The sequence below is a fragment of the Halomonas sp. genome, assembly GCF_041689495.1.
In the GTDB taxonomy this organism is placed as follows: domain Bacteria; phylum Pseudomonadota; class Gammaproteobacteria; order Pseudomonadales; family Halomonadaceae; genus Halomonas.
Map to the genome: position 1 here is coordinate 1 of NZ_JBDNGD010000192.1, position 18,534 is coordinate 18,534.

The 18,534-nt window shown below is 63.2% G+C and carries 17 protein-coding genes; all 17 read left to right on the plus strand.

Translation table 11 applies throughout. The annotated features are described in order from the left end of the window. Nucleotides 1-153: 153 nt before the first annotated feature. The 17 genes from rpsB to dnaE all read left to right on the plus strand — a co-directional run bounded on the left by rpsB (nt 154) and on the right by dnaE (nt 18,453). Entirely contained in the window at nt 154-900 is a 747-nt protein-coding gene (gene rpsB / locus ACESMD_RS06600) for a 30S ribosomal protein S2 (protein ID WP_372611482.1), read from the plus strand. A gap of 151 nt (nt 901-1,051) precedes the next feature. Continuing rightward, complete coding sequence (gene tsf / locus ACESMD_RS06605; RefSeq protein ID WP_372611484.1) at nt 1,052-1,921, plus strand: translation elongation factor Ts; 870 nt, start codon at nt 1,052-1,054, stop codon at nt 1,919-1,921. A 111-nt stretch (nt 1,922-2,032) separates the two neighbouring features. Next, nucleotides 2,033-2,800, plus strand: a complete 768-nt coding sequence (pyrH, locus tag ACESMD_RS06610) for a UMP kinase (protein ID WP_372611486.1) — start codon at nt 2,033-2,035, stop codon at nt 2,798-2,800. Nucleotides 2,801-2,804: 4 nt separating this feature from the next. Continuing rightward, a complete protein-coding gene (gene frr / locus ACESMD_RS06615) occupies nt 2,805-3,362 on the plus strand; it encodes a ribosome recycling factor (RefSeq protein WP_372611488.1) in 558 nt (185 codons plus the stop codon). A 94-nt stretch (nt 3,363-3,456) separates the two neighbouring features. Beyond that, the gene (uppS, locus tag ACESMD_RS06620; protein ID WP_372611490.1) at nt 3,457-4,242 is read left to right on the plus strand and encodes a polyprenyl diphosphate synthase; all 786 of its coding nucleotides are present in this window, start codon (nt 3,457-3,459) and stop codon (nt 4,240-4,242) included. Further along, the gene (locus ACESMD_RS06625; RefSeq protein WP_372611492.1) at nt 4,235-5,035 is read left to right on the plus strand and encodes a phosphatidate cytidylyltransferase; all 801 of its coding nucleotides are present in this window, start codon (nt 4,235-4,237) and stop codon (nt 5,033-5,035) included. Before uppS ends, ACESMD_RS06625 begins: the two co-directional genes overlap by 8 nt. Nucleotides 5,036-5,048: 13 nt before the next feature. Further along, nucleotides 5,049-6,245, plus strand: a complete 1,197-nt coding sequence (gene ispC, locus ACESMD_RS06630) for a 1-deoxy-D-xylulose-5-phosphate reductoisomerase (RefSeq protein WP_372611494.1) — start codon at nt 5,049-5,051, stop codon at nt 6,243-6,245. A gap of 34 nt (nt 6,246-6,279) precedes the next feature. Beyond that, a complete protein-coding gene (gene rseP, locus ACESMD_RS06635) occupies nt 6,280-7,638 on the plus strand; it encodes an RIP metalloprotease RseP (protein WP_372611496.1) in 1,359 nt (452 codons plus the stop codon). Nucleotides 7,639-7,756: 118 nt separating this feature from the next. Continuing rightward, the gene (bamA, locus tag ACESMD_RS06640) at nt 7,757-10,108 is read left to right on the plus strand and encodes an outer membrane protein assembly factor BamA (protein WP_372611498.1); all 2,352 of its coding nucleotides are present in this window, start codon (nt 7,757-7,759) and stop codon (nt 10,106-10,108) included. Nucleotides 10,109-10,146: 38 nt separating this feature from the next. Further along, complete coding sequence (locus tag ACESMD_RS06645) at nt 10,147-10,467, plus strand: hypothetical protein (RefSeq protein ID WP_372611500.1); 321 nt, start codon at nt 10,147-10,149, stop codon at nt 10,465-10,467. A gap of 48 nt (nt 10,468-10,515) precedes the next feature. After that, the gene (locus ACESMD_RS06650; protein ID WP_372611502.1) at nt 10,516-10,641 is read left to right on the plus strand and encodes a hypothetical protein; all 126 of its coding nucleotides are present in this window, start codon (nt 10,516-10,518) and stop codon (nt 10,639-10,641) included. Nucleotides 10,642-10,670: 29 nt separating this feature from the next. After that, nucleotides 10,671-11,711 (plus strand): UDP-3-O-(3-hydroxymyristoyl)glucosamine N-acyltransferase, encoded by a 1,041-nt coding sequence (gene lpxD / locus ACESMD_RS06655; RefSeq protein ID WP_372611504.1) that lies wholly within the window; start codon nt 10,671-10,673, stop codon nt 11,709-11,711. Between the two features lie 98 nt (nt 11,712-11,809). After that, a complete protein-coding gene (gene fabZ / locus ACESMD_RS06660; RefSeq protein WP_372611506.1) occupies nt 11,810-12,253 on the plus strand; it encodes a 3-hydroxyacyl-ACP dehydratase FabZ in 444 nt (147 codons plus the stop codon). Then, complete coding sequence (lpxA, locus tag ACESMD_RS06665) at nt 12,250-13,017, plus strand: acyl-ACP--UDP-N-acetylglucosamine O-acyltransferase (protein WP_372611508.1); 768 nt, start codon at nt 12,250-12,252, stop codon at nt 13,015-13,017. Before fabZ ends, lpxA begins: the two co-directional genes overlap by 4 nt. 23 nt (nt 13,018-13,040) lie before the next feature. After that, the gene (gene lpxB, locus ACESMD_RS06670) at nt 13,041-14,240 is read left to right on the plus strand and encodes a lipid-A-disaccharide synthase (protein ID WP_372611510.1); all 1,200 of its coding nucleotides are present in this window, start codon (nt 13,041-13,043) and stop codon (nt 14,238-14,240) included. Next, nucleotides 14,237-14,863, plus strand: coding sequence for a ribonuclease HII (rnhB, locus tag ACESMD_RS06675; RefSeq protein ID WP_372611512.1), 627 nt, complete (start codon nt 14,237-14,239; stop codon nt 14,861-14,863). Before lpxB ends, rnhB begins: the two co-directional genes overlap by 4 nt. An 89-nt stretch (nt 14,864-14,952) precedes the next feature. After that, nucleotides 14,953-18,453: a DNA polymerase III subunit alpha gene (gene dnaE, locus ACESMD_RS06680; RefSeq protein WP_372611514.1), complete on the plus strand. Its 3,501-nt coding sequence runs from the start codon at nt 14,953-14,955 to the stop codon at nt 18,451-18,453. The last annotated feature ends 81 nt before the right edge of the window (nt 18,454-18,534 follow it).

Genomic DNA, 18,534 nt, shown 5'->3' on the forward strand with positions numbered 1-18,534 from the left:
CGTGACGGCGTGACGGCGTGATGCGCTAAGCAACGCCTTAAATACACACATGCACCGACACATGGTCCCGGGTGCTGTCGTGACCACAGCGTGGTTCGGCGGTCGGATCCATGGGGTGCGTGGAGGCCTAACCCGATTTTCCAGGAGTCATCCATGGCACATGTCAATATGCGTGACCTGCTCAAGGCAGGCGCCCACTTCGGTCACCAGACCAAGTACTGGAATCCGAAGATGAGCAAGTTCATCTTCGGCGCCCGCAACAAGATCCATATCGTCAACCTCGAACATACGCTGCCGGCCCTGAACGAGGCCATCGGCGTGGTCGAGAAGATGGCCGCGGCCAATAACAAGATCCTGTTCGTCGGCACCAAGCGTAGCGCGAGCAAGATCATCAAGGAAGAGGCCAACCGGGTCGGCCAGCCATTCGTCAACCATCGTTGGCTCGGTGGCATGTTGACCAACTACAAGACCATCCGCCAGTCCATCAAGCGCCTTCGTGATCTCGAGTCCATGCGTGAGGATGGCACCTTCGAGAAGCTGACCAAGAAGGAAGTGCTGATGGCGACCCGCGAGCAGGACAAGCTCGAGCGCTCCATCGGCGGTATCAAGGAAATGGCCGGACTGCCCGATGCCCTCTTCGTGATCGACGTTGACCACGAGCGTATCGCCATCAACGAGGCCAACAAGCTGGGTATCCCGGTCATCGGCGTGGTGGATACGAACTCCGACCCCGATGGTGTCGACTATGTGATCCCCGGCAATGACGATTCCATTCGCGCCATCCAGATCTACGTTCAGGCCATCGCCGATGCCTGCGGTCGCGCTAAGGAAGGTCGTCCGGACGAGTTCGTCGAGGTAACCGACGACGTCGTCCAGGAAAGTGACAGCGCCGCCGAGTAATGGCGGTCCATCTGGCCACGACATGGCTCGAGGCCAGATGACAAGGGGGCCCTGGCCCCCTTTCCTCTCATTGGAACAGCGTTATTCCGGCGCAACGCCAGGCGCGGCCGGATGATGTTCATCAAGTTAGACACATTCAGAGGTGATACCCATGGCAGCTATCAGCGCCTCCCAGGTAAAGGAACTGCGCGAGCGTACCGGGCTCGGCATGATGGAGTGCAAGAAAGCCCTCACCGAAACCGATGGTGATATCGAGGTCGCCATCGAGAACCTGCGCAAGAATTCCGGCCTCAAGGCCGCCAAGAAGGCGGGCCGTACTGCTGCCGAGGGTGCACTCGTCACTCGCGTGGCCGAGGATGGCAGCGTCGGGGTGATGGTCGAGATCAATTCCGAGACCGATTTCGTTTCCCGCGACGACAATTTCAAGGCCTTCGCCGACAAGGTCGCCGATGCCTTCTTCGCCGCCAGGAGCGAGGATGTCGCTGCGGTGATGGCAGGGGAGCTCGAGACCACCCGTGAGCAACTGGTGCAGAAGATCGGCGAGAACATCGGCGTGCGCCGTTGTGCCCTGGTCGAGGCCGGTGAAGGTCACCTCGTGGGCGAGTATGTCCACGGTGACCGTATCGGGGTGCTGACCGTGCTCAGGGGCGGTAACGCCGAGGTGGCCAGAGATGTCGCCATGCACGTGGCAGCCATCAATCCCGTCGTGGCGCGTCCCGAGGACATGCCACAGGAGCAGCTGGACGCCGAGAAGGCGATCATCCTGGCCCAGCCGGACATGGCCGGCAAGCCCGAGCAGATCGCCGAGAAGATGGTCCAGGGCCGCCTCAAGAAGTACCTGGCCGAGAACAGCCTGACCGAGCAGCCCTTCGTCAAGAACCCCGACCAGTCCATTGCCGACTTCGTCAAGGCCGCCGGCGGCGAGGTGATTGGCTTCACCCGCTTCGAGGTGGGCGAGGGCATCGAGAAGGAAGAGGTCGACTTCGCCAAGGAAGTGATGGAACAGGCCAAGCGTAGCTGAGGTCTCAGTCGCTGGGTCGGTTATGGCGTGCGTGCAGGCGCACGCCATCGTGTATCCGGCGGTTGACTCCATGCCCGGAGTGCCCCACTGCCCTAGCCCCAGGAGATTGCCATGCCCGCATCAGATCACCCCGAAAAGCTGCGTACCGAGAAGTTTCGCCATGACAAGTCGAAGTACAAGCGCATCCTGCTGAAGCTGTCCGGCGAGGCACTGGTGGGCGAGCATGATTTCGGTATCGACCCCAAGGTGCTGGATCGCATGGCCCTGGAGATAGGGCAACTGGTGGGTATCGGTGTCCAGGTCGGTATCGTCATCGGCGGTGGCAACCTCTTCCGGGGTGCCGCCCTCAACGAGGCCGGCATGGACCGGGTGACCGGCGACCACATGGGCATGCTGGCCACGGTGATGAATGCCCTGGCCATGCGTGATGCCCTGGAGCGTTCCAATATCCGTTCGCGGGTGATGTCGGCGATTCCCATGAGCGGTGTCGTCGAACACTATGACCGTCGAACCGCGATTCGCTACCTGACCTCCGGGGACGTGGTATTGTTCTCTGCGGGTACCGGGAATCCCTTCTTCACGACCGATTCGGCGGCCTGCCTGCGCGGCATCGAGATCGATGCCGATGTGGTGATCAAGGCCACCAAGGTCGACGGCGTCTATGACAAGGACCCGGTCAAGCATGCCGATGCGGTGAAATACGACCAGCTGAGCTATGACGACGCCATCGAACAGAAGCTTGGCGTCATGGATTTGACCGCCATCTGCCTGGTGCGGGACCATGATATGCCGGTTCGGGTCTTCAACATGAACAAGCCGGGTGCCCTGCTCAACCTAGTGGTCGGGGGCGAGGAAGGCACGCTGATAGACAGAGGTTGATAACGTGATCAATGACATCAAGAAGGATGCGGAATCCCGGATGAAGAAGAGCCTCGAGGCCCTTCATGGCAACTTCAACAAGATCCGCACCGGACGGGCACACCCCAGCATCCTCGACGCCGTTACCGTGGACTACTATGGCGCTCAGGTGCCGATCCAGCAGGTGGCCTCGGTGAACGTCGAGGATGCCCGTACCCTTTCGGTGGCCCCCTGGGAGCAGGGTATGGTGGCCAAGATCGAGAAGGCCATCATGACGTCCGACCTGGGGCTCAACCCGGCAAGTGCCGGCAATGTGATCCGTGTGCCGATGCCCATGCTGACCGAGGATACCCGCAAGGGCTACATCAAGCAGGCGCGCAGTGAGGCGGAGCATGCGCGAGTCGCGGTGCGCAATGTGCGTCGCGACGCCAATGGCGATATCAAGTCCTTGCTCAAGGAGAAGGAAGTCAGCGAGGACGAGCATCACCAGGCCGAGGATGCGATCCAGAAATTGACCGATCAGATCATCGCCGAGATCGACAAGGCACTGGAATCCAAGGAACACGACCTGATTCAGGTCTGAGGATGCCTGATTCAGGTCTGAGGACGATAGGGCGGTGGCGTTCCTGATGAACTGACGCCGCCCGATGCCGGTACACCCTCCCATGCGAGACACCATGTCGTCACCGCAGTCACCCGAGTCGCATTCTCCGCACGGTGCGGACCCCCTTCCGTCGGGCGCCTTGCCCCGCCATGTGGCCATCATCATGGATGGCAACAATCGCTGGGCCAGGGCGCGAGGGATGTCGGGTGTCCGGGGGCACCATGCCGGTGTCGAGGCCGTGCGCGCCGTGATTCGCCGGGCCGCGGAGCAGGGCATCGAGACCCTGACCCTCTTTGCCTTCTCCAGCGAGAACTGGAAGCGGCCCAAGGCCGAGATCAGTGCCCTGATGGAGCTCTTCCTGCTGGCGCTAAAGCGCGAGGTGAGGAAGCTTCACGACAATGGCATCCGGCTCTCGGTGATCGGTGATCGGACGGCTTTCTCGGCTTCGATCCAGAGCCATATCGAGCGGGCAGAGTCCCTGACGCGAGATAATACCCGCATGCACCTGGTGATCGCGGCCAATTACGGCGGTCGCTGGGATCTGGTTGCCGCCACTCGTCGACTCGCCCAGCGGGTAGCCGAGGGGACGCTTTCTCCCGAGGCCATTGACGAGGGCGCCCTCGATTGCGAGGTCTGCCTGGCCGGTGATGCCCCGGTCGACCTCTGCATCCGCACCAGTGGCGAGCAGCGGATCTCCAACTTCCTGATCTGGCAGATGGCCTATGCCGAGCTCTACTTCACGCCCCTGCTGTGGCCGGATTTCGACGCCGAGGCCTTCGACGAAGCCCTGGCGGACTTCCGCCATCGCCAGCGACGCTTCGGCATGACAGACGAACAGATCGAGGCCCAGGGTGCTTGAGCAACGGATCATCACCGCGGCCTGGCTGGCGCCGCTGATGCTGGCGGGTCTCTTCGGTCTGCAGGGTGGCCCCTTCGCCCTGTTCACTGCGCTGGTCGTGCTGCTGGCCGGCTGGGAGTGGACCAACCTCGCCGCTATCGATGCCCCTGCAAGGCGGTTGGCCCTGGTGGCCGGGCTGGCGATGGTGATGGCTGCCCTCTGGCTGATGGGTGCTGCCATGTCGACCTGGATTCTGTGGCTGGGGGTGGCCGGCTGGCTGCTCAATCTCTACTGGGTGATGCAGTACCCGGACAAGGCCGCACGCTGGCAGTCCAGTTCGAGGCGCCTGGCCATGGGGGTCTGGGTGCTGTTGCCCGCCTGGGTGGGTCTCAACGTGTTGCGGGAGTCCGGTGCGGTCTGGTTACTCTTTGTGCTGCTGCTGGTGTGGTGCGCCGATATCGGTGCCTATTTCGCCGGTCGTGCCTTCGGACGTCACAAGCTGGCGCCCCGCGTCAGCCCGGGCAAGAGCTGGGAAGGCGTCATGGGGGGGGTGGTGGCCACCGCCGGGCTGGCGGTCGTCTATGTGCTCTGGCAGGGCCTCGATGCCACCGGCCTGGTCGTCCTGATGCTCGCGACGCTCCTGGTGACCCTGGCATCGGTTCTCGGCGACCTGCTCGAGAGCATGCTCAAGCGGCAATGCGGCATCAAGGATGCCAGCAACCTCTTGCCGGGTCATGGTGGGGTCCTCGACCGTATCGATAGCCTGACGGCGGCCCTGCCCCTGTTCGCCCTGATCTATCTGGGCCTTCTCTAGATGGGGCGCCTGAATGAATAGCGTCTCCCCTGGCCTTCGTGGCGTTACCATATTGGGTGCCACCGGCTCCATCGGCACCAGTACCCTGGATGTGATCGCCCGCCACCCGACACGCTATCGAGTCCACGCCCTGACGGCCTGCCGCTCTCGTGAGGCACTTTTTGGGCTCTGCAGGGTGCATCATCCAGCCGTTACCGTGCTCGACACCGAGGATGATGCCGCCTGGCTCCGCGGTCGCCTTGCCGAGTCAGGCATGGATACCGAGGTGCGCGCCGGCAAGGCGGCGCTGGTCGAGGTGGCCGAGGCCAGCGAGGTGGATGTGGTGATGTCCGCCATCGTCGGGGCGGCGGCCTTGCTGCCGACGCTTGCTGCCGTGCGCGCCGGCAAGCGTGTCCTCCTGGCCAACAAGGAAGCCCTGGTCATGTCCGGTGCCCTTTTCATGGAGGCCGTGTCGGCATCCGGGTCGACCCTGTTGCCCATCGATTCCGAACATAATGCCATCTTCCAGTGTCTACCTTCCGAGCATCGTGCCGGACTGGAGCGCCATGGCGTGTCACAGCTGTTGCTGACCGCCTCCGGCGGCCCCTTCAGGGGGTGGTCGCCCGAAGCGCTGGCAGCCGTCACGCCCGACCAGGCCTGTGCCCACCCCAACTGGTCCATGGGGCGCAAGATCTCGGTGGACAGCGCCACCATGATGAACAAGGGGCTGGAGTTGATCGAGGCGTGCTGGTTGTTCGATGCCCTGCCCGATCAGATCCAGGTGGTAGTGCACCCCCAGAGCGTGATTCATTCTATGGTCGCCTATACCGACGGCTCGGTGATTGCCCAGCTGGGCAACCCCGATATGCGTACCCCCATTGCCTATGGCCTGGCCTGGCCGGAACGTATCGATGCCGGGGTCGAGGCACTGGATCTCTTCGCCTTGGCGCGGCTCGACTTCGAGACTCCCGACGAGGCCGCCTTTCCCTGCCTGGGACTGGCGAGAGCGGCAATGACGGCGGGGGGTACGGCACCGGCGATTCTCAATGCCGCCAATGAGGTGGCCGTCGAGGCCTTTCTGGCGGGACGCCTGGGGTTTACGGCGATCGGTGACCTGGTGGCTCGGGTGCTGGAGTCGTCGGAGGTGTCAGCGGTAACGGACCTGGCAACGGTTCTGGAGGCCGATGCCAGGGCCCGCCGAACGGCCGCCGACTGGTTGATGCGACAGTGACTTTGTTCCTAGTACAATCCGACAGGAGGCCGCCTTGGGTCTGATTCAGAACGTGCTGGCCGTTATCGTGGTGCTGGGCCTGCTGATCACCTTTCATGAGTATGGACACTTCTGGGTGGCCCGGCGCTGTGGTGTCAAGGTGCTGCGCTTCTCGGTAGGCTTCGGCAAGCCGCTGTGGTCAAGGGTGGACCGTCACGGGACGGAATTTGCCCTGGCGGCCATTCCCCTGGGCGGCTATGTGAAGATGCTCGATGAACGAGAGGGCAGTGTAGACCCCGCCGAGCGACATCGGGCCTTCAACAACAAGACGGTGTGGCAGCGCATCGCCATTGTCGCTGCCGGCCCCCTGGCCAACTTCCTGCTGGCCATCGTCGCCTATTGGGCCTTGTTCGTCGTCGGCACTACCACGGTGGCGCCGATCATCGGTTCCGTCGAGCCCGACTCGCCGGCCGGCCGCGGTGGTCTCGAGGCGGGTCAGGAGATCATCGCGGTCCAGGGCGAGACGGTACGCTCCTGGGACGAGATCAATCTCAAGCTGGTGGCGGCCATCGGCCATTCCGGCGACCTCAGCGTCGAGGCTCGCGACGATGGTTCGACGTCTCGTCGCGAGTATCGCCTGCCGGTAGAGAACTGGCTGGTACGTCAGGATCCGCCCCAGCCATTGCCGAGCCTGGGTGTCGCGCCATGGCGGCCGTCGATCCCGGCGGTTCTCGGCCGGGTCGAGGCGGGCGAAGCGGCGGCGATGACGGGTCTCCAGCCGGGTGACGAGGTGGTGGCGGCTGATGGTGCCCCGGTGGATGACTGGATGCATTTCGTCGACATCGTACGGGCCAGCCCCGGCGAGCCCCTCGCGCTCGAGGTGATGCGTGACGGTGAACGACGCGACCTGACCGTCACACCTGGCCGTAATGTCCTGGATGAGGGGGTCACCATCGGCTATATCGGGGCCGGGGTCGAGCCTGTGGAATGGCCCGAGTCTTACCGGCGGGACATTCGTCATGGTCCCGTGGCCGCGGTAGGAGAAGCCGTCGCCAAGACCGGTGAGATGACCGTGCTCACCCTGGGCGCCATCCGCAAGATGCTGGTGGGGCTCATCTCGCCCAGCAACCTCTCCGGGCCCATCACCATCGCCCAGATCTCCGGTGACTCGGCACGTGCCGGCCTGGAGAGCTTCGTCAGTTTCCTGGCTTATCTGTCGATCAGCCTGGCGGTTCTGAACCTTCTGCCCATTCCGGTACTGGATGGCGGCCATCTGCTTTATTATGTGGTCGAGATCATCAGGGGTCGCCCGGTTTCGGAGCGGGTACAGGCCGTTGGTGTGCGCATCGGGCTGGCTCTGGTAGGTAGCCTGATGTTCATGGCTATCTACTTCGACCTGATGCGGCTCTGGTAGCGACTCGGCGCGTGTCTGGACGAAGCGGCATCGACTTCTTGCTTGTCAGTCACCCGCACAAATGTATAAGGTGCCTCTCTGGACAGGTTTGGCAGATCAACGCGAGCGAATCGACTGCATGAAAATCAAGACCATTGGACTGGCGGCACTGCTGTTCGTCGGGAGCCAGACGGCTCTGGCGGAACCTTTCAACGTTTCCGACATACGGGTAGAAGGGCTGCAACGGATATCCGCTGCCTCCGTTTTCAATGCCTTCCCCGTCAGCGCTCGAGATCGCGTGGATGATCGCGAACTGGCCGATGCGGCCCGTGAACTCTTCGCCACTGGCCTGTTCGAGGACATCCAACTGGCTCGCGATGGCGATGTCCTGATCATCCAGGTTGTCGAACGACCCACCATTACGCGGCTCAACATCACCGGGAACAGCCAGATCGGCGATGACGAGTTGCGTGACGGTCTCAGGGAGGCCGGGCTGTCGGAGGGCCAGGTGCTCCAGTTGTCGACCCTGGAGGAAATCCAGCGTGAGCTGGAGGGTGTCTACCAGGGTCAGGGTCGATACAGCGCGCGGATCGATACCGATGTCGAGGAACTCGGTGATGGACGGGTCGCCGTCAACATCGACATCAATGAAGGGTCCGTAGCGAGGATTCGCCAGATCAATATCGTCGGCAACCAGGGCTTCGACGATGACACCCTGCGTGACAACTTCGAGCTGAACGATCGTCCTGGTCGCCTGTTCGGCTGGTTCTCTCGGGACGAATACTCCCGAGAGGCCCTGGCCGGTGACCTGGAGCGACTCCGCTCCTTCTATCTGGACCGTGGCTATGTCAACTTCGATATCACCTCGACACAGGTATCGATCAGTCCCGACAAGTCGCAGATCTTCATCACCGTCAACATCGACGAGGGTAGCCAGTACCGCCTGGGCGATTTCCGTTTCGTCGGTGACATGCAGATCAGTGAGCGTGAGGCTCGCGAACTGCTGGAGGTCGATCAGGGCGAGATCTTCTCCCGCAGTGACGTGACCGCCTCGTCCGAGGCGCTGCGAGCCAGACTCGGCGCCGAGGGGTTTGCCTTCGCCAGTGTCGATGGGGTGCCCGAGCTTGCCGCCGACGGCGAGACCGTGGATCTGACCTTCCGGGTGGATGCCGGCCGTCGTGCCTATGTCAGGCGGATCGACTTCATCGGCAATACCACCACCGACGACGAGGTGCTGCGTCGCGAGATGATCCAGATGGAGGGCTCGCCGGCCTCCACCGAATCGATCAGCCAGTCGCGGCAGCGCCTGGAGCGTCTGGGCTTCTTCAAGCAGGTCGACGTTGAGACGCGTCCCGTGGCCGGCGAGCCCGACAAGCTGGACGTTACCTACACCGTCGAGGAGCAGCCCTCGGGCTCGATCTCGGCCAGCATCGGCTTCTCCCAGAGCGCCGGGGTCATCTACGGGGCCTCGCTGTCCCAGAACAACTTCCTGGGTACCGGCAACCGGGTCAACGTCGGCGCCCAGCGCAGCGACACCTTCACCAGCGTCAACTTCGGTTTCACCGACCCCTACTGGACCCTGGACGGCATCTCCCGGGGGTATAACCTCTTCTATCGAGAAACCGACTACGAGGACTCGGACATCTCTACCTTTTCCACCGATGCCTATGGTGGCGGGATCAACTTCGGCTACCCGATCAACGAGATCACCCGGCTCAACTTCGGTACCTCGGTGGAAGACCTGTCGATCAAGACCTTTCGCGACACGGCCTCCGAGATCCAGCGCTATGTCCAGGATCAGGGCAACGATGCCCAGAGCCTGAAGCTGACCGCCAGCTGGACCCGCAACAACCTCAACCGGGGCATCATGCCCACTGCCGGCAACTACCAGCGCCTGTCGCTGGAGAGTGCGGTGCCGGGGAGCGATGCCGAGTACTACAAGCTGCGCGCCCAGGCCCGCCAGATCTTTCCGTTCAACGAGGAACAGACCTGGGGGCTGAAGTTCAGCGGCGAGCTGGGCTATGCCGACACCATCGGCAACGATCCCTATCCGTTCTACGAGAACTTCTTCTCCGGCGGCCTGGGCTCGGTGCGTGGCTTCACCGGCAACACTCTGGGCACGCCCACCACGCCCCAGACGAGTTCTGGCAGCGAGGACCGTACCCTGGGCGGCAACATCCTGGTGGAGGGCAGCGCCGAGGTGCTCTTCCCGATGCCCTTCGTCGAGGACCAGCGCTCCCTGCAGGCCTCGCTGTTCCTGGATGCCGGCAATACCTTCCTTACCGACTGCTACCCGGTGCTCAGCGAGGATGCTGGCCGCCAGCAGTGCGAATCCGGGGTTGACCTGGGCGAGCTGCGCTACAGCGCGGGGGTCGGGCTCTCCTGGCTGACGCCGGTGGGTCCGCTGACCTTCAGTGTCGCCGAGCCGCTCAACGACAAGGATGGCGACGACACCCAGTTCTTCCAGTTCTCCCTCGGCCAGACCTTCTGAGGAACCTTCTTGCCATGCGCCCAGCCAGGAGCACGACAATGAAACATCTCACCGCCGCCCTGGGCTTGATGCTGGTTGCCGTCACTGCACTGCCGGCCCATGCCGCGGAAGTCGCCATGCTGGACTGGCGTCGGGCCCTGATGGAGACCGATGACGCCCAGCGTTCCATGAGCAGCCTGGAAAGCCGGATCGGTACCCAGCAACAGCAGGCCCAGGCGCTGGGCCAGGAACTGCAGGAGATGCAACAGCGCCTCCAGCAGATGTCGGGCAGCGAGCGCCAGACGCTGCTGCCGGAATTCCAGCAGAAGGGCGCCCAGTTCGAAGAGTTGCGGCAGCAGATCGTGCAGGCTCAGCAGTAGACGGAGCAGCAATTTCTTCAGGCGGCCGAGTCCCGGCTCGACAGGGCGGTGGAAGAGGTCATCAGTCGGCATGGCGTCGAGGTGCTCGTAGAGCCCCAGGGCGTCCTGCATACTATGCGCGACCTGCCGGATCTGACAGCGGAAGTCACCCAGATCTTCAACTCTCTCGACTGAGAGCCGTCCTGAGCCCCTGACAGGTCCCCATGACACATCCCGACGCTCCGACATTCACCCTTGGCGATCTCGCCGAGCGATTGCAGGCCAAGCTGGTCGGTGATGCCGGTCGTCGTATCAGCGGATTGGCCACCCTGCGCGATGCGGGTAGTGAGGACATCGCTTTTCTGGCCAACCGTGCCTATCTCAAGGATCTGTCCAGTACGCGTGCGGCGGCGGTCCTGCTGTCACCCGAGAGGGCGGATGACTGCCCGGTCGACCGCCTGGAGATGACCAACCCCTACCTGGCCTATGCGGCTCTGTCCCGGCTTTTCGATCCCTTGGCGTCTCTGGCGTCTACCGGCGTCCATTCCTCGGCGATTGTCGACTCGCGGGCCACCCTGGGGGAGGGGGTCGAGATAGGTCCCAATGCCGTGGTCGAGTCCGGTGTGGTTCTGGGTGAAGGCGTGAGCATCGGCCCGGGTGCGGTAGTGGGTCATGACTCGCAGATCGGTCCAGGTTCACGGTTGTATGCCAATGTCACCGTCTGTCATGGGGTGGTGATTGGTGCGCGCGCCATCCTGCACAGCGGCTGTGTCATCGGGGGGGACGGATTCGGCTTCGCCCATGACGGGGCCGGCTGGCACAAGATCGCCCAGCTCGGCGGGGTGGTGCTCGGTGATGATGTCGAGGTCGGGAGCTGCTCGAGTATCGATCGCGGAGCCCTGGGTGATACCGTTATCGGCGATGACGTCAAGATCGACAGCCAGGTACAGATCGCCCATAACGTCCAGATCGGGGATCACAGCGCGCTGGCCGGCTGCGTGGGTATCGCGGGCTCGACGAAGGTGGGTCGCCACTGCATGCTCGGCGGAGGCGTCGGGTTGTCCGGACACCTGACGATTTGCGACGGCGTCCAGGTCACTGGCATGAGTCTGGTCACCAATTCGCTTCTGGAGCCCGGTGTCTATTCTTCGGGTACGGGTGCCATGAAGAATGCCCAGTGGCGCAAGAACGCCGTGCGCTTCAAGCAGCTCGATGATATCGCCAAGCGGCTTGCCCGGCTGGAAAAGTCTCGTGGTGACGACTGAAGAGACCTTTCTGTATACTTTGCAGCCTGCCCGACGGCGGATTACGCCGGTTCATGCCCGCCGGAAGCGGGCATTTCGTTATTTCTGAGGTCGCTACGATGGTAATGGACATCAACGAGATTCGTGAGTATCTACCGCACCGCTATCCTTTCCTGCTGGTGGACAGGATAACCGAGTTGTCTCTGGGCACTGCCATCGTCGGCTACAAGAATGTGAGCATCAATGAACCCTTCTTCAATGGCCATTTCCCCCACCACCCCATCATGCCCGGTGTGCTGGTCCTGGAGGCACTGGCTCAGATCTGCGGTATCCTCGGCTTCAAGACGGTCAACAAGTTGCCCGCCGACGGTTATGTCTATTACCTGGTCGGCAGCGACAACGTGCGCTTCAAGCGCCCCGTGATGCCGGGTGACCAACTCCTGCTGGAAGCCAGGGTCGAGCGCGAGAAACGGGGTATCTGGAAGTTCGATTGTCGGGCCAGTGTCGGCGACGATCTGGCCTGTGAAGCCACCATCATCTGTGCCGAGAGGAAGGTCGCTTGATTCACCCCACTGCCCTCATCGATCCCGAGGCCCACCTGGCCGATGATGTTGAGGTGGGACCCTTCACGGTCATCGGTCCCGAGGTCCGGATTGGACCGGGCAGCCGTATCGGGCCCCATGTGGTGATCAAGGGGCCGACGGTCCTCGGTGAGCGAACGCGTATCTTCCAGTTCGCCTCGGTGGGTGAGGATTGCCAGGACAAGAAGTACGGTGGCGAACCGACTCGCCTGGTGATGGGCGACGACAACGTCATTCGCGAGGGTGCGACCCTGCATAGAGGCACCATCCAGGCCAGAGGCGAGACCACCATCGGCTCCCGTAATCTCTTCATGGCCTATGTGCATGTGGGCCACGACTGCCTGATCGGTGACGACTGCATTCTGGCCAATCAGGTCACCCTGGCCGGTCATGTCACCCTGGGGGATTTCTCCATCCTGGGTGGGCTCTCGGCCATTCATCAGTTCTGTCACTTCGGAACCTATGCCATGGCGGGAGGCGGTTCCATCATCACCAAGGATACGCCCGCCTACGTCATGATCAATGGTAACCCGGCCCAGGTCCATGGGCTCAACCTCGTCGGACTCAAGCGCCGCGGCTTCTCCAAGGAGGCCATCCGTAGCCTGAGTGAGGCTTACAAGCTGGTGTATCGCCAGGGGTTGACGGTGGAGCAGGCCCTCAAGCAGATTCACGAGGCCTTCTCGTTACCCGAGACCGATACCTTTGCCGCCTCCATCGAGGTCTCGACTCGTGGCATCATTCGCTGAGCCATTCAGCGTATGGCGTTGATATGACACGGATCAGTCGCGTATATCTCGTCGCCGGCGAACTCTCCGGCGACCTGCTGGGTGCCGGCCTGATGCGGGCACTGCGCGCCAGGCATCCGGAAGTGGTTTTTCGCGGCATTGGCGGGCCGCGGATGATCGCGGAGGGGCTCGATAGCCGCTTTCCTCTGGAAACCCTCTCGGTGATGGGGCTGGTGGAGGTGATCAGGCACCTGCCCGGACTGGTCCGGGTTCGACGGATCCTGAAGGCGGATGCCCTGAATTGGAAGCCGGACATCATGGTCGGTATCGATGCCCCGGACTTCAACCTGGGCCTGGAGAGGAAGCTTCGTGAGGCCGGTGTCACCACCGCTCACTATGTCAGTCCTTCCGTCTGGGCCTGGCGTCAGGGTCGGGTCAAGGGGATTGCCCGGTCCGTGGATGCCATCATGACCTTCCTTCCCTTCGAGGCCGCCTTCTACGCGCAACATCGAGTCCCGGTGGCCTTCGTCGGCCATCCGCTGGCGGATGAGTTTCCCCTGATCAATGACCGGGCCGGCACGAGGGCACAACTGGGCTTGCCAGCCGGCGGTCCCTTGCTTGCCGTCCTGCCGGGCTCCCGGGCCAACGAGATCCGCTTCCTGGGTGCGATCTTTCTCGACACCGTGGAGCGCCTCTGCCAGGCCTATCCCGCGCTTTCCGTGGTCATCCCCGCCGCGACATCGCAACGGCGGCAGGAACTCGACACCCTGCTGGCCTCCCGTCCGGCCCTGGCCGGCCATGTCACCCTGCTCGATGGGCAGGCCCGCGAGGCCATGGTCGCCAGCGATCTGGTATTGCTCGCCTCGGGAACCGCGGCCCTGGAGGCCATGCTCTGCCACCGACCCATAGTGGTGGCCTATCGGATGGCGGCGGCCACCCACTGGTTGGCAAAGCGCTTGGTCAAGACCCCCTGGATCTCCCTGCCCAACCTGATCGCCCGCGAAACACTGGTGCCGGAACTGATTCAGGAGAAGGCCAATCCCGCGACCATTGCCGGGTATCTGGCCACCCTCCTGGACGATGGTCCGGGCCGTGAGGTGCTGGAATCGCGCTTTGCCGAGATGCATGCGGGCCTTCAGCGCGATGCCAGTCGACGCGCCGCCGAGACCATCGAATCGCTGGTGGCGGGCAAGCCGCTGCCGGTTAGCGTCGCCCCCGAACGGGCCGAGGAGGTGGCACCGTGAGGGCGAGAGATAAAAAGCCCAGCGAGCTGCCGCCGCTGGTGGTTGACTATGCGGGTGAGCGCCTGGCCGGGGTAGATGAGGTGGGTCGCGGTCCTCTGGTGGGTCCGGTGGTTGCCGCCGCGGTGATACTGGATGACGCTCGCCCCGTTCAGGGCCTCGTCGACTCCAAGGCGATCTCCGCCCGTCGACGGGAGCGTCTGGATCTCGAGATTCGCGAAAAGGCGCTGGCCTTCGCCCTGGCCGAGGCGAGTGCCGCCGAGATCGATGAGCTCAATATCTTTCATGCCACCCACCTGGCCATGCGTCGGGCCATCGACGCCTTGTCGGTGGTTCCCGAGTACTTGCTGGTGGACGGGAATCACCTGCCCGGGCATCATGTTCCCGGTCAGGCGGTGGTGAAGGGCGATGTACGGCACCCGGCCATCTCGGCGGCCTCGATCCTTGCCAAGGTGGCACGGGATGCCAGTATGGTGGTGCTGGACACCTGTCATCCCGGCTATGGCTTCGCCCGTCACAAGGGCTATCCGACTCGTGAACACCTCGCTGCCCTGGGGCAACTGGGCGTATTGCCGGAGCATCGCCGGTCCTTCGGCCCGGTTAAGCGACAGCTGACGTTGTACTGAAACTTCACAGACGCCAGCCTCGAGTTATTGCATCGATTATCACGGCCTGTCTCCGTGCTGACCATTTTCTGCCAAGCCCCGAGATCACCATGACCACGCCCTTCGTTCATCTTCGTGTCCACACCGAATATTCCCTGGTCGACGGTCTGGTGCGCCTCAAGCCGTTGATCGCGAATACGCTGGCACAGGGAGCCCCGGCGCTGGCGGTCAGCGACGAATCAAACCTCTTCGGCCTGGTCAAGTTCTACAAGGGCGCCGAGGCCGCCGGCCTCAAGCCGATCATCGCCGCGGATCTCTGGCTCGCCAATCCACTCGATGATGCCCACCCCTATCGGCTGACCCTTCTGGCGATGAATGCCGACGGCTATCGCAACCTGACCGAGCTGATCTCGCGGGGCTGGCTTGAGGGCCAGTTCCAGGGCAGGGCCTTCCTTGACAGGGCCTGGGTGTTTGCCCAGAGCGACGGTCTGATCGCCCTTTCCGGGGGTCGAGAGGGCGAGATCGGTCGCCAGCTTCTCGGCGATCACACTGACGAGGCCCGCGCCCTGCTCGAGGAATGGAAGGCGGCCTTCCCCGGACGCTTCTATCTGGAGCTGATCCGCACCGGGCGTGCCCTGGAGGAAGTCTGTCTGCATCTGTCGGTGGATCTCGCCATCGAGACCGATGCCCCGGTGGTGGCCACCAATGATGTGCGCTTTCTGGACCGTGAGGACTTCTGGGCCCATGAGACACGGGTCTCCATCGGCGAGGGCAAGGCGCTGGAGGATCCCCGGCGTGAGCATCGCTATACCGAGGAGCAGTATCTCAAGAGTCCGGCGGAGATGGCCGAGCTATTCTCTGACATCCCGGAGGCGGTCGAGAACAGCGTGATGATCGCTGCCCGCTGCAACGTGGACCTGCGGCTGGGCGAGATCTTCCTGCCCGAGTTCGAGATTCCCCAGGGCATGACCCGGGACGAGTTCTTTCGCCAGGTCTCCCATGATGGACTCACCGATCGACTCGACAAGCTGTTTCCGGTGGCCGGCTATCCGCGAGACGGCGAGGACTGGAAAAGTATCGAGGCCGAATATCGCCAGCGTCTGGATTTCGAACTGGACATCATCATCCAGATGGGGTTTCCGGGCTATTTCCTGATCGTCATGGACTTCATCCAGTGGGCCAAGGACAACGACGTCCCCGTGGGGCCGGGACGCGGTTCCGGCGCCGGTTCACTGGTCGCCTACGCCCAGAAGATCACCGATCTGGATCCCATCGGCTACGACCTGCTGTTCGAGCGCTTCCTCAACCCGGAGCGGGTGTCGATGCCGGACTTCGACGTCGACTTCTGCATGGAGAAGCGTGACCGTGTCATCGACTACGTGGCCGAGCGCTATGGCCGCGATGCGGTTTCGCAGATCGTCACCTTCGGCACCATGGCTGCCAAGGCGGTGGTGCGCGATGTGGCCCGTGCCCAGGGCAGGCCCTATTCGCTGGGCGACAAGCTCTCCAAGTTGATTCCCTTCGAGGTGGGCATGACCCTGGCCAAGGCCATCGAGCAGGAGCCGGCACTCCAGGAGTTCCTTGACGCCGACGAGGAGGCCGCCGAGATCTGGGAGATGGCCGGGAAGCTCGAGGGCATTACCCGCGGTACCGGCAAGCACGCCGGCGGTGTGGTCATCGCCCCGACCAAGCTGACCGACTTCGCACCGCTGCTCTGCGATGAGGACGGCTCGGGCCTGATGGTGCAGTTCGACAAGAACGACATCGAGGAGGCCGGGCTGGTCAAGTTTGACTTCCTCGGTCTGCGCACCCTGACCATCATCGATTGGGCGCTGACGATAGTCGACAAGCTGCTAGCCGCGGAGGGGCAGGAGGCCCTGGACCTGGACGCGATTCCCCTCGACGACGTCCGGACCTTCGAGATGCTCAAGAAGGCCGAGACCACCGCGGTCTTCCAGCTCGAATCCCGCGGCATGAAGGAGCTCATCAAGCGACTGCTGCCTGATTCCCTGGAGGACATGATCGCCCTGGTGGCGCTGTTCCGCCCGGGCCCCCTGCAGTCGGGGATGGTGGACGACTTCATCAACCGCAAGCATGGTCGGGCGGAGATCTCCTATCCGCACCCGGACTACCAGCACGAGCTGCTCAAGCCGGTGCTCGGCCCCACCTACGGCATCATCCTCTACCAGGAACAGGTGATGCAGATCGCCCAGGTCATGGCAGGCTACAGCCTGGGGCAGGCTGACCTGCTGCGCCGCGCCATGGGCAAGAAGAAGCCCGAGGAGATGGCCAAGCAGCGTGACGGCTTCATGGAAGGCTGTGCCGACAACGGTATCGATCGTGACCTGGCGGGCAATCTCTTCGACCTGGTGGAAAAGTTCGCCGGTTACGGCTTCAACAAGTCCCACTCGGCGGCCTATGCCCTGGTCTCCTATCAGACCGCTTGGCTGAAGGCGCATTACCCTGGGCCCTTCATGGCGGCGGTCCTGTCCACCGAGATGGACAACCTCGACAAGGTGGTGCCGCTGATCGAGGAATGTCGCCACCAGAAGCTCACGGTGACGCCACCGGACGTCAATGTCGGCACCTACAGGTTCAGCGTCGACGACCAGGGACGCGTGGTCTATGGCCTCGGTGCCATCCGCGGTGTCGGCGAAGGCCCCATCGGCGCCATCGTCGAGGCCCGCGATGCCGAGGGCCGCTTCTCCGACCTCTTCGGTTTCTGCCGTCGCCTCGACCCTCGGCGCATGAACAAGCGCACCCTGGAGGCGCTGATCCGCTCCGGGGCCCTGGATACCCTGGGGCCATCCCGTTCGGTGCTCGCCGCCGCCCTGGATGACGCCCTCAAGGCGGCGGCCCAGAATCAGTCCAACCAGAACCTCGGCATGATCGACATGTTCGGCGAGCGCTTCGTCGAGGAGGTGGCGGGTGATGTCTATGCCGACTATCGGGCGTTGCGTGACTGGACCGACAAGGAGCGCCTGGCCGGCGAGAAGGAAACCCTGGGGCTCTACCTGACCGGTCATCCCATCGACGAGTACGAAGAGGAACTGGCGCGTTTCGTCTCAACGCGGATCGCCGACCTCACGCCCTCCCGGGACCCCCAGCGGGTCGCCGGCCTGGTTGTGGGATTGCGCACCATGAGGTCCAAGCGGGGCGATACCATGGCCTTCGTGACCCTGGATGATCGCACCGGGCGTATCGAGGCCTCGATGTTCGGGGAGCTCTATGCGGCCCTGCGTGGACAGATCGAGACCGACCAGGTGTTGATCGTCGAGGGAGAGGTCTCCAGCGACGATTTCTCCGGTGGGCTCAGGCTGCGTGGCAAGGAGATCACGCCCATGGTGGCGGCGCGCACCCGTTACGGCCAGGCCGTGGAGCTCTCGGTGGATGGAGCCCGCGCCAATGGGCGCCTGGTCGAGAGCCTGCGCGATAGCCTTCTGCCCTGGTGCAATGGCGAGGGCTTGCCGGTCAGGTTGCGTTACTGCAATGCCCAGGCCACTGGCTGGCTGGAACTCGCCGATGAGTGGAAAGTCACGCCCAGCGACGAGCTGCTGATCCGTCTGCGCGAGGTGGAGGGGCAGAATGGGGTTCGCCTCAAGTACCCTTGAGTCCTCCCCGGATCGCCTTGCGCGACTCCCTCAGGGTGAGATAATGACCAGCATTCGACACATGCCGCCTTCCGGCGACAG

Bases quoted from the DNA above. Each gene is read 5' to 3' on its own strand.
- ispC (WP_372611494.1), top strand. From the start codon at position 5,049: ATGAATAGCGTCTCCCCTGGCCTTCGTGGCGTTACCATATTGGGTGCC.
- bamA (WP_372611498.1), top strand. From the start codon at position 7,757: ATGAAAATCAAGACCATTGGACTGGCGGCACTGCTGTTCGTCGGGAGC.
- tsf (WP_372611484.1), top strand. From the start codon at position 1,052: ATGGCAGCTATCAGCGCCTCCCAGGTAAAGGAACTGCGCGAGCGTACC.
- ACESMD_RS06645 (WP_372611500.1), top strand. From the start codon at position 10,147: ATGAAACATCTCACCGCCGCCCTGGGCTTGATGCTGGTTGCCGTCACT.
- dnaE (WP_372611514.1), top strand. From the start codon at position 14,953: ATGACCACGCCCTTCGTTCATCTTCGTGTCCACACCGAATATTCCCTG.
- pyrH (WP_372611486.1), top strand. From the start codon at position 2,033: ATGCCCGCATCAGATCACCCCGAAAAGCTGCGTACCGAGAAGTTTCGC.
- lpxB (WP_372611510.1), top strand. From the start codon at position 13,041: ATGACACGGATCAGTCGCGTATATCTCGTCGCCGGCGAACTCTCCGGC.
- fabZ (WP_372611506.1), top strand. From the start codon at position 11,810: ATGGTAATGGACATCAACGAGATTCGTGAGTATCTACCGCACCGCTAT.
- uppS (WP_372611490.1), top strand. From the start codon at position 3,457: ATGTCGTCACCGCAGTCACCCGAGTCGCATTCTCCGCACGGTGCGGAC.
- lpxD (WP_372611504.1), top strand. From the start codon at position 10,671: ATGACACATCCCGACGCTCCGACATTCACCCTTGGCGATCTCGCCGAG.
- rpsB (WP_372611482.1), top strand. From the start codon at position 154: ATGGCACATGTCAATATGCGTGACCTGCTCAAGGCAGGCGCCCACTTC.